The sequence below is a fragment of the Silvanigrella paludirubra genome (genome assembly GCF_009208775.1).
Lineage (GTDB): Bacteria > Bdellovibrionota_B > Oligoflexia > Silvanigrellales > Silvanigrellaceae > Silvanigrella > Silvanigrella paludirubra.
On record NZ_WFLM01000001.1, the window covers coordinates 321172 to 334139 of the forward strand.

Sequence of the window (12968 nt, forward strand, 5' to 3'; positions counted from 1 at the left end):
TATGACAACTCATATCGGGTTTGCGACTTCTCAGGGGACAAAACCTTCAAGTCAATCTTTAGGCCGCGTTTTTGAATCGAGAAGAAGAGTTCTTTATAAAGGAGGCCCTAGTGTAACACCCGTTGGATTTGGTACTTATCGCATTGGCTTTTCTAAAAACTTAGGATTTCCGGATTGTGTAAATGCACTAGAGAGTGCTCTTCGTAAAGGATTAAATTTAATAGATTCCAGTTCTAATTATGGACATGGACAATCGGAAATGTTGATTGGAAAAACAATTACGAAATTAATTAATGAAAATATAATTAAAAGAGAAAATATAGTTGTTGTTTCTAAAGTTGGTTATATTCAAGCTTCAAATATTGAGTTAGCAAAATCTAGAGAATTACAAGGTAACGGATTTCAAGAAATCAGTAAATTTGGTGACGAAACATGGCATTGTATTCATCCTGATTTTATTTTTGACCAAATAGAACGTTCTTGTAGCAGATTAGGCCTTGAGACAATTGATGTTTACTTACTTCATAACCCTGAATATATGTTAAAAAGATTTGAACTAGATGGAATGGATGTAGAAGAAGCAAGAGCTTTATTTTATAGTCGTTTAAAAGAAAGTTTTATCGCACTTGAAAAATTAGTTTCAACTGGAAAAATAAAAGCATATGGAATTAGCTCAAATAATTTAGGAGCTCCTCAAGAAGAATATTCTTCAGTTTCAATAAAAAAAGTTCATGAGGTTGCAAAATCTATATTTGAAAATCCAAATTTTAAAGTAGTTCAATTTCCTATGAACTGGATAGAAGTTTCACCCGCATTTTATGACATAGAAGATTTAGGTGAATCCACTCTTTCCTATGCACAAAAGAATGACATTGGTGTTATGTTAAATAGACCTTTTAATGCCATGTTTAATGATGGACTTATTAGATTGACAAGACCGCAAGTAAACAAAGAAGATATGGATAAATTAGATGCTGGAATGAAACTTGGTCTTGAAAATTGGTCAAAATTAGCTTCCGATTTGGAACGTCTTGCTAAAGAACAATTAGCTGATGTATTGGGTTACGACGATGCAACTTTATCCCAAATTGTAGTTTCAACGTTAGCTTGGTATCCTGGAGTAACAAGTGTTTTATGTGGTGTTCGAAAAGAACATTATGTTGATGATGTTGAGCAAGCTCTTGCTCGTCCTTCATTGCCAAGAGCAAGAGAGCATTTGTACGGTATTTATGAAAACCTTGAATTTAGTACTTAGTGTGTTTAAAATGGAGATTTTATATGAATCTTACCCAAGAATTTTCTAAATTTGCTCTTGCAACGGGTCCGCAATGGGTAATGTATTTGTTAATTGTTTGTAGTGTTATTAACGTAGCAATTATAATAGATCGCATTATCTTTTTTCAAAAAATGAAAGGTGATTTTGCTGAGTTTATTAAAAATTTAACGGAACGATTAAATTCTTCTGAGCCAATTGAGCAAACATCTGCTTGGTGTTCTGGACAAAAAATGCTGGAAGCAAATGTTGCGGCAGTTGGTTTAGAGCGCAGTAAAGATAATTTAAAAGCAGCAGAAGAATCTATGAATGCAACAATGATTGCAGCTAAAACACGATTAGAAAGAGGCACTGTTGTTCTTGGTACTTTAGGAAGTAACACACCTTTTCTAGGATTATTTGGAACAATTATTGGTATTATTGAAGCCTTTCATGCTTTATCAACCGCGGCAGCTCCTGGTCCTGAGGTCATTATGGCGTCTATTTCGGAAGCACTTGTTGCGACAGCGCTTGGCATTTTAGTTGCTATTCCTGCAGTTGTTTCTTTTAACTTTTTCAATCGTGCGATTAAAAAGAAAATGGCAAATAGTGATGCAACTTCTAGAATTGTAATGACCCATTTAGGCTCTAATCAAAGAAAAGGGGGCTAAAAAATGGCAGGTAAAATTGGTGGTGGTGATGATGAACCCATTGTTGACATAAATATTACTCCATTTGTGGACGTTGTTTTAGTTCTATTAGTTATATTTATGGTAACAGCACATTTTATTGTAAATAAAGGAATGAAACTAGAATTACCTAAAGCTGTAACTGCGGAGCAATTACAAAATCAAAAAACTTTTAATATTTCCATTAATAAAGATGGCGAATTTATGCTTGATGGAAAAATGGTGACAATAGATCAATTAAAATCAGCAGCACGTGATGCTACTCAAAGTAAAGTAAAAGTTGTTGCTATGATAAGTGCTGATAAAAGTGCTCTTTATAATTCTGTTGTTGTTGCAATGGATGCTCTTCGCTCAGAAGGGGTATCAGATTTTGCTTTACAACTTGATCCCGCCACACAAAAAAAATAAGATGAGGCTCCAATTGCCCTTTTTATGGAGCCTGAGCAATGCTAAATCAAAAAGCTTTAATGAATGAAAATATATGTTCCCGAGTATGGACACAACCTATTAAAGGAACAAGAGAAGGTAACGAAAAAATTGGGCTAGAAATGGAAATGCACGCCTACGATTCAAATACCCTTGCTCCCATTGGAACAAATGGTTCAAAAATGGATGTGCAAATATTATTAAAACGTGTCGCTGAAATTTCTACTCCTATTAAAATAAAATATGATGAATCTTCGTCTTTAATTACAGATGTTTTTTTTAAACAAGGTGGAAATATTAGTGCAGAACCAGGTGGGCAAATTGAGTTTTCATCGGCCCCGTATGAAAGATTATCTGATTTAATTGAAAACGTTACAAAAGGATTAAAAATTTTAGAAGAAGCATCTGATGGTGAACTTGTTTTTTTATCTCATGGAACAAATCCTATCGCAGCAGATGATCATCCTTTAGTGCTTCCTAAAGAACGTTATCAAATCATGACTCGTTACTTTGAATCGGCACCGCAAGTGCGTGGTGTCGATATGATGAGACATAGTGCTACTGTACAAGCCAATTTAGATATTTTTGGAGATGAAAATTGGCAAGATGCTGTTGATCTTATTTTAGTTTTAGTCCCAATCACTCAAAATTTATTTGCCAATTCTCGTTTTATAAAAGGAAAAAAAAGTAAATTTTATTCGGAAAGACAAGAAATTTGGAATCAAATGGATCCGACTCGTTCTGGAATTCCAATAAATATGCCTTTTGCAGAAAACTCGGAATGTGCTTATGCAGAGTGGGCGCGTAAAGCAAACGTATTTTATGTAGAAGGATTGCCTATAAAAGAGCAGCCTTTATTTAATGAACTCAATTTTGAAAATTGGTTAAAAAATGGATACAAAGGCATTTTTCCAGATATAACAAGTTGGGAAACCCATTTGGGTACGTTATTTCCTCATTTGAGATTGAGAGATTTCCTTGAAATACGCCATATAGATGCTCAACCGTTTGAACATACATTAGCTCCCATTGCCTTCTTTCATGCTCTTGCCAAAACCAAAAAAATTAGGCAAGATGTTTGGGATTTACTTAAGAAAAATAAAGTAGATGTAAAAAATGTTTTTAATTCAAATTCAAGTTTTTCGCACTTATATAATCCTTTATTAGATTTTGCTGTTGATATTTTAAATCAACATAAAGAATTCGAGGGTATGAAAGCTGTTCTTGCCTATAAAAACTTTCTTCTACTAAAAGAGTCTTATTGGGAAGCAAAAAGCGCAAAAGAATTTGTAACTAAAAATATAACTTCTAAGCCTTCTCAAGAGTTTCTTAAAAATCTTTTTTAAATTTAATTTTATATATTAAATTTCTGTAGAAGGTATAAAGAAAGTGCAAAAAAAGAATAATTATTTGATTGGTGTCACTGAGATGACAATAGCCAATTCTTTTGTTGGTGTAAATATTATTTTAAATAAATATCTAATTGAAAAAGCACCTCTTATGCTTTTATTAGAACTTAGATATATTTTTGGTGTACTTATACTTTTAGCAGTTTCTTTATTAATGAAATCTAAATTTCAGTTTTATTTAACGGAAGAAAAATTTTCTAAAAAAGATTGGTTTATTTATTTATTAATGGCTTTATCTGGAGGAGTCTTTTTTAATTTTATATACATGTGTGGCATGGATAAGACAACGGCAACTTCTGTTGGAATTATTGGAAGTTCTATTCCTACAATAATTGTTCTTTTTTCCTTTTTCTTTTTAAAACAGCCATTAAAACAAATTCATGTATTTTGTATTTTTCTGGTTGTTCTTGGGGTTTTAATATTAAATTTAAGTAAACCAACTCATAATAATTCAATTAATTTTGATTCTTCTAAAGTTTGGTTAGGTAATTTTATTGTATTTTTAGCTATGATTCCTGAAGCTTTATTTACGATTTTTGCTAAAATGATTAAAATTAAGGTGTCACCCGTTATTTCAGGTTTATTCATTAATTTATTTAATGGACTTTTTTGTTTACCATTTGCCATTTATAGCTTAAATGAAGTAAATATATTTGCACTTGATTCTAATATCTGGTTGTTTAGTTTTTTTGTAGGCCTTTTTAGTGGTGCTTTATTTTACGTATTTTATAATCGTGGTATTTCAAAAATTGATTCCAACACAGCAGCCTTAATGACGGGTGTTATACCTATTAGTTCTGCCATTTTAGCAATCGTGTTTTTAAATGAGCCAATACAAATTTACACTTTTATGGGTATGATTTGTGTTTTATTATCAATTTATCTTGGAGTAAGATTTGGTGATAATTCTAAAATATTATTCCAACGAATCCGCCAAAAGTAATAACATTTCACTCATTTGTTTTACGGAAAGAGTTTTATTATTTTCTTTTACACGCACATAATTTTCATCAAGTAATTTAAATTCTTCAATGATCCCACTTTTTAATATAAACATAGGTATTCTTGGTGATTCTAAATTTCCTGAATCTAATTGTTGTAAAACTTTTGTCGCTCTATATAAATAAAAAGTATCTATTTTAAAATTCGGTTCTATTAAAAACCCAGCTTCTCCTGGGATATAAAGAAATAAATAGTTTTTATTTTCAATGGAGTCTTTGTTTTTTAAGTTTATTTCTGAAGATAAGTCTCCAAAAGATATTTTAAGTTGACTAAAAAATAATTCTTTTCCGAGATCTTTTTGGCTGCGTAAAAAAATAATATCTTTTTCTAATTGTTTTTTTAATTCCGTAAAAAATATTCTTCCTTGTTTTTCATTTGGTGGCTCAATATTAAAAGTTTCTTGTTTCGGAAGTTGCCAAAGTTTCGTCAAAACCATATGAGCGCCTGTCATTTCCTAAGGAATCAAAAAAAGATTTATGAGGTCTAAATAGAGTACGAGGAACTTCAATGAAAATTAAGTTTGTTGTTGCAGAATTTCCAATTAGTTCATGAAGCACTGTTTCATGATAACATACAGGTATTCCTTTGTATTCCCTTTTCGTTAATAACCAAAAGCGTTCGTCAAAAAGTTTAGAATAAATTACTTTTTTTCCTATAGAGTTTTCTTTTTCAAAGGACCTCTTGTTTGTTCTGAGTTCGAAAAATGCAAGAACAGGGTTAAAATGCGTTGATTTGCCTCTTGATCCAAAATACTCATTTGAATCTTCTTCACTCGAATGTGGCATTTCAATACATAATTTAATTTTAGTTCCATCTGGGAGTGTGGCAAAAATAGGTCCTCCTCCAATATCTGCAACTTCTTTTCTCACGACTCCAAAAATAGAAATGGGTTGTTCCATCCAAGTTAATGTTTGTTCCCAAGACTCAATTTCATTTAACGATGGAGAAAGTGGTTGCCAGTGAAATAAATTCCCAATAATTTTATGAAAAGCTTGAAATGGAATTCCATTAAAATTATTTTTATTATCGTAACAAATTTTTAAACCTTCTTGAGCAAGATTATTATCAATAAATTGGGATAAATAATCTAATACTTGTAAAGATATTTTGTCATGAATTCTTAAAGATATTTCACATTTATTTTCTGAAAATAATAAATCTTCAATTTTAGCTCTTAAATATTCGATACAATCTCGCACAATACGAAAAGCTTCAGCAGGTACATTAAGCTCATCTGAGCGGTCATTTGATGTTCCAATTACGTTATCAATATTTCGAATATGTAAGCATTCAGCCGAAGGAAACTCATCCGCTATTTTATCAAAAAGATGGATAAGTTCTCCATGTCCTGCAGAAACAGGTGTATATTTTCCGTCTTCATCTTTAAAAGGAGTTCCGTCCATATTAAAACGAATGGTTGAGAGGGCTCTACCTTGTTCTAAAATAAACCATTGCCCCGAATTTTTTCTATTATTTTTTAACCATTCAGGAGCAAATGGGCTGTTACGTAAAGTAAAGATATCCATTGTACTTTCTTGAATTTGAGAAGTTAGAGTTTGAATTTGATTTTCAAATTCTTTTTTCATATTGGTAGGGACAACAAGAACATTTCCTAAACAAGGTAATAATTTTATTTGCTCTGAAAGCTTGAGCATTAAAAAAGAATCGCCTTCATTTGTTGTCGGTACTAAAGCTTTTGGAAGAGATCCATATTGATTTAATAAAATTTTACAAACAGCATAAGCTTTTAGAATGCTTTCTTCATGATTTCCAATATAAATATGATTTTTTTCGGATTCTATTTGGTCTTTTTTATGTATATTTGATTGAGGATTGATTCTTTCCATCCAATGATCACTATTACCCTCATTTTTTAGATTTTGATTGCTTGAGGAATATTTTTTTATTTTATTATTTAAGTTTGAATAATTCCATGGTGTCCTTAAATAATTTTCTGAATTAAAAAAAGAAGTAGAATCTTTATTTGTACTTATTTTATAATCCATTTTTATAACTGATGATGTTCCTTTATAAAGTATCTCACTTAAAAAATGATAAAAGGAATTGCATAAGTTTTTTATATTTGGTGATTCTTGATCTTCTATTTGTTCAAATAATGACGATAACTCAGGAGATATTTTATGATTTATTAAAATTTCTTGTATTGATTTTCGTTTTTCAAAAGAAATATTTTTAGTTTTTTTATCGCGATTAAATACTTCGCATAATTCTTTAAATTCAGGGATTTTATTTTCTATAATTATAGTGAATTTTTGTATATCACTAAAAAATCGGGATGCAGCTCCTGCTGCGGGAATGCATGTTACTAAATGATTATTTCTCCAATAACTCATTGAGCTTTTTTGAAATTTTCTTAACATAGGATGATAAGTAGAGGAAAGTATTCTTGTAATTTGTTTCCATGATAAAATACCACCATTACTTGTTGTACAGGCTCCCATAATAGGAATTGTGGTGTTTATTTGTTTATTTAATGCTTGAAGAATTCTTGAGTGATGAATTGAAATTCTTTCGAAATCTAATTGGTGCTCATATAAAAGCTCTGAAGAAATTGGACTAGATTGTTCAGATTTTTTATTTATTTTTACATCACTTTCTAAATGCATTCATTATCTCCTATAAAAATAGAATCCAAGATTAAGTTATCAAGAATATCTAAATTAGGCAAAAACCTCTTGACCAGTTCTTTATACTTTGTTTGATAAAGAATCACCATTTTGGTGAAGTGATGATGGGAATAAATTGAAATGAAATCCTTTTTTGGTCAAAATCGCAGCAAACTTGTACAAGATATTGCCAATACTTTTGGCGAATTAAAATCTCAGTTAAGAGCAGAACAACTTTTTCGAAAAATATATAAACAAAATCCTATTCAAGACGTAGATTTTGAAGGACTTAGCGAAGAAGTTAGAAAATGGTTTTTAAATCATTATGACCTTAATATCCCATTGGAAATACATGAACTACAATCTAGTACACATGATGGTTCTGTTAAATTTGCTATGCGTTTAAAAAAAGACGGTAGGCTCGTAGAAAGTGTGCTCATTCCAGAAAGAGGCAGGCTTACACAGTGTATTTCTACACAAGTTGGTTGTGCTCAGGCTTGTCGTTTTTGCCAAACGGGTCGTATGGGGTTATTACGTAGCCTCACAACAGAAGAAATTGTAGGCCAAGTTATTTTGGCCGAAAAGTGGAAAGCAGAAAACCCCAATTTTCAGGTATCTTCCTATAAACAAGTAACAAATATTGTTTATATGGGAATGGGGGAACCACTCGATAATATTGATAATGTAATAGAAAGTACTCATATTTTTTGCGATAATCTAGGACTAAATTTTTCTCCAAATAAGGTTACAATTAGTACAGTTGGTTTAATGCCAGCTTTAAATCAGGTTTTGGAAAATACAAAAGTAGCCGTGGCTTTGTCTTTGCACTCTCCCTTTGAAGCGGAAAGAAGTAAAATCATGCCGGTAAATGTAAAGCATCCCATAACCGAAGTAGTTCGTACTATTAAAGAACATTCAAAAAATGGGTCACGTCGTTCATTTATGATTCAATATACCTTACTTCGTGGTATTAATGATTCAAAGGAACATGCAGAAGCTCTTGTCTCTTTATTAAAGGATGTTTCGGTTAAAATTAATTTAATTCCTTTAAATGAGCATGAAGGGGCTTCTTATAGAAGACCTGACTTGGGAAGAGTTTATGCATTTCAACAAGAATTAAAAAAAGCGGGAATGGTAGCAACGGTTCGTCTTTCAAAAGGTAGAGACATTCAAGCTGCTTGTGGACAGCTTATTAAAGACAAGGCAATTAAAGAATGAGTTTTTTCAACCAAGCCATTATGATTGGCGATCTTCATATTAAAAATAGAGTTTTTTTAGCGCCTCTTGCTGGAGTCTCAGATATTCCTTTTCGGAGAATATGCCAAGAATTAGGTGCTGGGTTAACTTATGTAGAAATGCTTTCTGCCACTGCAATTTCTTATAATAATAAACGTACTTTTGAAATGATGGCTAGGCATAAAACAGAATCTGTTCTTGGAGTTCAAGTAACAGGCCCTATTGCCAGTCAAGTTGCACATGCCGTAACTGTGTTAGATGGTCAAGGATTTAATACTATTGATATAAATATGGGGTGTCCTGTTCGTAAAGTGGTAGGGGCAGGGTGTGGAAGTGCTATATTAAAAGACCCAGAACGTATTACAGAAACTGTTTTATCTTCTCGAGCATCTACCAAACGCCCTCTTTCTGCCAAATACCGCTTGGGTTACACCCGTGAAAACGTAAATGTTGAAAATACAACAGAACGTGTAATTAACGCAAATGTAGACATGTTTACTGTGCATGGAAGAACCCGTTCTGAAAGTTATTCCACTCCCTGTGATTTAAATGGGATTAAATCGGCTATGTCAGTTGGCCAAAACTTAAGTCAAAAAGTAGTTAAGGTTGGGAATGGCGATGTTTTTTGTTATTCTTCTGCTGATAAAATGCAAAAAGAAACAGGATGCGATGCTGTCATGGTGAGCCGAGGCGCATTAGGAAACCCTTGGATTTTTTCTGAAATTTTAGCAGGAACTTCTTTGTCTCCTACATTTGAAGAATGGTTTGACGTCGTTATGAGACATATTAGCTATCAAGAAGAGCATTATGGCAAAACAAAACTGTCCGCTATTTTAGCTCGTAAACATTTACTTTGGTACACAAAAGGGTTCCCTTCTAGCAAAGGGGTTCGTGATTTATTAAATAGAGTAGAAGATTTAACACAAGCTCGAGAAATTTTAAAAGATTATGCTTTGCGAACGCCTAAAGATTTTATTCGTTTCACTGGATTTTCTCAAGAAATAACAAGTGATTATGATCCAAAATATGAAATGGATCGAAATTTGGACAGGGGTGTCGGTGATGAAGGTATGGATGCCTAATAAAGCCCTCTTGTCATTTCAATGATTTCGTTTAACTTTAGTAGTGTACATGTAATATTTGTACCTATCTACTTTCAAAGGAAAGGAAGTAAAAAATGAGTTTTAATCGTTTTCAAAATAATTCAAATTGGATGGAAAATGCAGGAAAAAATGCCATTGCACAATCCACTGCAAGCAAAACTATTGCTGGTGTTTATGGATGGATGTCCTTTGGTGTTCTTCTTAGTGCCATAATGGGTCTTGCAATCATTCAAACAGGTGGTCTTCAAGCCATAGCAAGTTTGGGTCGTTTTGCAATTTATGGTGTTTTTGCAGTTCAAATTGGCCTTGTATTGGCTATGAGTTTTGCTGCAGAAAAACTAAGCGCTTCGGCATTAAAATTTATGTTCTTACTTTACGCTTCGATTACAGGTGTTACTTTTGCCATGATTATGGCTGTATATCCTATCGGTAATGTGATTGCTTTGTTTGCAGTTGCAGCTGTTGGTTTTGCAGGTCTTGCCGTTTTTGGTGCTGTAACAAAGAAAAATTTAGGTTTTATGAAAACATTTTTATTTATGGGCGTAATTATGATTTTAGGCGCTTATATTATTAATATGTTTATTCATAGTGAAATTCTTCGTTCTTTTGCAGGTTGGGCTGGAATTTTAGTATTTTCTGGTTTAACTGCTTATGATTCTCAACGTATTCGTGAAGGTGCTTATCAACTTGCTTTTGATGGTGCTGGCAACTCACCTGCATTAAGTAAATTTATGATATTTGGTGCTTTAACTATGTATCTAAATTTCATTAACTTATTTATAAGTTTGTTACAAATTTTTGGTGGACGTAAAAGCTAATTTGGTTTAGGTAACAAAGAAAAGAGCAGATTATTAATTTAATCTGCTCTTTTAATTTCTATTCAAAAAAGTAGATCTTTTAGAATTGAGTGAATAAATCCAAAACATGCGCTTATACAGCTTTTTTATATATTGATTGAGTCTGTTCCTTAATGGCTAAGCCACAAACTAATTTTTTATTTTCATTTTTATTTAGTAAAATATAATTAATGTTCTTTAATATAAAGATCAAAAGTACTTGTATGATCTAATGGATTTTTACCAGAATATCCTCCAACATATTTTTTAACCAAATGTGTTGTTACGGCAGAGTATAATGGCAAAATGGGATAGTCATTCATTAAAACACTGGAAGCCTGTTCAAGTATTTTTTGTCTCTTTTTTAAATCCACTTCCATGGAAGCTTTTTTTAATAAGGTATCATAATTTGTATTTTTATATTTTGCATTATTCATTTGACTACCTGAACGTAACAAATCAGAAAACGAATTAACATCATTATAATCTGCTATCCATCGATCCCAAGCCACTTGAAACTCTCCATTTTGTCTCGATTTTAAAAACACTTTCCATTCTTGATTTTCTAATGTTGCATTCACACCAAGAGCTTGTTTCCACATTGATGCTATGGATAAAACAAGTTTTTTGCTATTATCATTTGTATTATATAAAATATTAACTTTTAATGGTTTTAAAGCGGAATAACCAGCTTCTTCATAAAGTTTTTTCGCTTTTTCAACTCTCATTTTATATTCATCTTTTGACCAATTATAGGTAAATTGTTTATAATTTTTTGCACCTTTTGCAACTAAATCATAAGAAGGAAATTCGCCTCTTCTTGTTATATCTTTCGTAATAATATTACGATCTATTACCATAGATAGAGCTTGGCGTAACTTTAAATTATCTTTAAATGGCGGCTTCTCTAAATTAAAACTAAACCAATAACTTGATAAATAAGGATTGCTTTGAACCTCAGAACCCAATTGTGATTTTAATTTTTCAAATTGATCCATAGATATATCATTTGTAATATCAAGTTGATTTGTTAAAAACATTTGTTGTTCTGTGTTTAAATTTTGGGTTGGATAAAAATTAACTTCTTGAATAACCGTTTTTTTAGCGTCCCAATAATTTGAGTTTTTTTCTAAAGTTAACTTATCTCCAATTTTCCAATATTTTAACATATACGGACCATTTGAAACTATGTTTCCAACTTGATAAAATTTATCTCCATATTTTTCCATCATTTTTTTATGAGCAGGTGAACAATTTCTCATAGAAAGGATATCTAAAATATAGGGAACTGGATTATTTAATTTAATTTGAAGTGTTTCATTATTTAAAGCAACGACACCAAGTGTATTTAAAGGTTCTTTTCCTTGATTAATTGCATCTGCATTTTTAAAATCAGATATTAAAAAGGAATACGTTGAAGCAACTTTAGGATCAACAAGTCTTTGAAAACCATAAACATAGTCATGTGCTGTGATAGGATCTCCATTAGACCATTTTGCATTTTTTCTTAAATGAAATGTGTAAGTAAGGCCATCTTTACTTGACTCCCAACTTGTAGCACCGGCTGGAACTATAATTCCATCTGTATTATCGCGGACAAGTCCTTCAAAAAGATCCTGAGTGATATTATTTCCCTGAACATCTTCTACTTTTTGAGGATCGATTGTAGGAGTTTCAGCACCATTGCCCCTATTTAGTATTTGCTTCTTCGCTAATTTCGTACCAGAAGGAACTTCCGCTCCAAAAGCAGATTGGAGACCACTAAAAGACATTATAACGGACAATATATAAGATATTGAAATAACTTTATGCAATGCATTAGGCATTTGCTACTCCTTAAAAATGGTATTCTTTGGTAATTCAAAAAAATACCATTAAACAAAGTAACCGTCTAGGAGCATCGCTTGATCAACAAAAAATAAATAAAATAAAGGAATACATTAAAATGTTTTTCTCTATAATTTTCATTCTAAGTTCAATTTATTTTTAACAAAATTTAATAAAATCATCAGATATTGCGCTTTACGTAAAATTAGGAAAACTACGAACAGAATTGCCCCCTGCAACATAACATTAAAATTACTAAAGTATGAATAAATTATAATTTTATTTGATAATTTGTAATTAAATATTTTATATTTAAAAATATGAATCGTTTTTATATAGTTTTTAATTAATATAAATAATTAATAATGAGTTGAAATTTTATATCATTTTTAGACCTAGATACAAGAAAGCACAATGATTTAGAGAAAAAAAATTCTGAATTGAATGGAAATTTGAAGCTTATAAAGATTATAAAGAGAAAGTCTATTTAACAGTTGTAGTAGAAAGTGAAAAATATTTAGTACTTTTTTAAGCGAATTCGGTCTGCACAACTAAATATAT

Annotated in this window: 11 protein-coding genes; 8 read left to right on the plus strand and 3 right to left on the minus strand. The window is 31.4% G+C overall.

Translation table 11 applies throughout. The features are described from left to right. Position 1 precedes the first annotated feature (1 nt). The 5 genes from GCL60_RS01630 to GCL60_RS01650 are packed head-to-tail and all read left to right on the plus strand — an operon-like array spanning position 2 to position 4719. Positions 2-1255 carry an aldo/keto reductase gene (locus tag GCL60_RS01630; protein WP_153418116.1) on the plus strand — a complete coding sequence of 418 codons (1254 nt, stop codon included), beginning with the start codon at positions 2-4 and terminating at the stop codon, positions 1253-1255. Between the two features lie 23 nt (positions 1256-1278). Beyond that, a complete protein-coding gene (locus GCL60_RS01635; protein ID WP_153418117.1) occupies positions 1279-1923 on the plus strand; it encodes a MotA/TolQ/ExbB proton channel family protein in 645 nt (214 codons plus the stop codon). A gap of 3 nt (positions 1924-1926) precedes the next feature. Then, positions 1927-2349, plus strand: a complete 423-nt coding sequence (locus GCL60_RS01640) for an ExbD/TolR family protein (RefSeq protein ID WP_153418118.1) — start codon at positions 1927-1929, stop codon at positions 2347-2349. A gap of 38 nt (positions 2350-2387) precedes the next feature. Continuing rightward, complete coding sequence (locus GCL60_RS01645; protein ID WP_153418119.1) at positions 2388-3713, plus strand: glutamate-cysteine ligase family protein; 1326 nt, start codon at positions 2388-2390, stop codon at positions 3711-3713. A gap of 43 nt (positions 3714-3756) precedes the next feature. Beyond that, entirely contained in the window at positions 3757-4719 is a 963-nt protein-coding gene (locus tag GCL60_RS01650) for a DMT family transporter (protein WP_161998036.1), read from the plus strand. On the opposite strand, the gene GCL60_RS01655 is transcribed toward GCL60_RS01650, so the two are convergent. Then, positions 4693-5214 carry a hypothetical protein gene (locus tag GCL60_RS01655; protein ID WP_153418121.1) on the minus strand — a complete coding sequence of 174 codons (522 nt, stop codon included), beginning with the start codon at positions 5212-5214 and terminating at the stop codon, positions 4693-4695. The two genes, GCL60_RS01650 and GCL60_RS01655, sit on opposite strands and share 27 nt — an antisense overlap. Beyond that, positions 5168-7405: a DUF4301 family protein gene (locus GCL60_RS01660; protein WP_153418122.1), complete on the minus strand. Its 2238-nt coding sequence runs from the start codon at positions 7403-7405 to the stop codon at positions 5168-5170. Before GCL60_RS01660 ends, GCL60_RS01655 begins: the two co-directional genes overlap by 47 nt. Positions 7406-7546: 141 nt before the next feature. Between GCL60_RS01660 and rlmN the strand changes: the two genes are divergently transcribed. The 3 genes from rlmN (at position 7547) to GCL60_RS01675 (ending at position 10562) form a co-directional block, all read left to right on the plus strand. Beyond that, positions 7547-8623 carry a dual-specificity RNA methyltransferase RlmN gene (rlmN, locus tag GCL60_RS01665; protein WP_153418123.1) on the plus strand — a complete coding sequence of 359 codons (1077 nt, stop codon included), beginning with the start codon at positions 7547-7549 and terminating at the stop codon, positions 8621-8623. After that, positions 8620-9723 (plus strand): tRNA dihydrouridine synthase, encoded by a 1104-nt coding sequence (locus GCL60_RS01670; protein WP_153418124.1) that lies wholly within the window; start codon positions 8620-8622, stop codon positions 9721-9723. The genes rlmN and GCL60_RS01670 overlap by 4 nt, the downstream gene beginning before the upstream one ends. 95 nt (positions 9724-9818) lie before the next feature. Next, positions 9819-10562, plus strand: coding sequence for a Bax inhibitor-1/YccA family protein (locus GCL60_RS01675; protein WP_153418125.1), 744 nt, complete (start codon positions 9819-9821; stop codon positions 10560-10562). 206 nt (positions 10563-10768) lie between these two features. Here the strand turns inward: GCL60_RS01675 and GCL60_RS01680 are convergent, their stop codons facing one another. Next, positions 10769-12406 (minus strand): peptide ABC transporter substrate-binding protein, encoded by a 1638-nt coding sequence (locus GCL60_RS01680; RefSeq protein WP_153418126.1) that lies wholly within the window; start codon positions 12404-12406, stop codon positions 10769-10771. Positions 12407-12968: the final 562 nt, after the last annotated feature.

Bases quoted from the DNA above. Each gene is read 5' to 3' on its own strand.
- GCL60_RS01630 (WP_153418116.1), top strand. From the start codon at position 2: ATGACAACTCATATCGGGTTTGCGACTTCTCAGGGGACAAAACCTTCA.
- GCL60_RS01635 (WP_153418117.1), top strand. From the start codon at position 1,279: ATGAATCTTACCCAAGAATTTTCTAAATTTGCTCTTGCAACGGGTCCG.
- GCL60_RS01640 (WP_153418118.1), top strand. From the start codon at position 1,927: ATGGCAGGTAAAATTGGTGGTGGTGATGATGAACCCATTGTTGACATA.
- GCL60_RS01645 (WP_153418119.1), top strand. From the start codon at position 2,388: ATGCTAAATCAAAAAGCTTTAATGAATGAAAATATATGTTCCCGAGTA.
- GCL60_RS01655 (WP_153418121.1), bottom strand. From the start codon at position 5,214: ATGGTTTTGACGAAACTTTGGCAACTTCCGAAACAAGAAACTTTTAAT.
- GCL60_RS01660 (WP_153418122.1), bottom strand. From the start codon at position 7,405: ATGCATTTAGAAAGTGATGTAAAAATAAATAAAAAATCTGAACAATCT.
- rlmN (WP_153418123.1), top strand. From the start codon at position 7,547: ATGAAATCCTTTTTTGGTCAAAATCGCAGCAAACTTGTACAAGATATT.
- GCL60_RS01670 (WP_153418124.1), top strand. From the start codon at position 8,620: ATGAGTTTTTTCAACCAAGCCATTATGATTGGCGATCTTCATATTAAA.
- GCL60_RS01675 (WP_153418125.1), top strand. From the start codon at position 9,819: ATGAGTTTTAATCGTTTTCAAAATAATTCAAATTGGATGGAAAATGCA.
- GCL60_RS01680 (WP_153418126.1), bottom strand. From the start codon at position 12,406: ATGCCTAATGCATTGCATAAAGTTATTTCAATATCTTATATATTGTCC.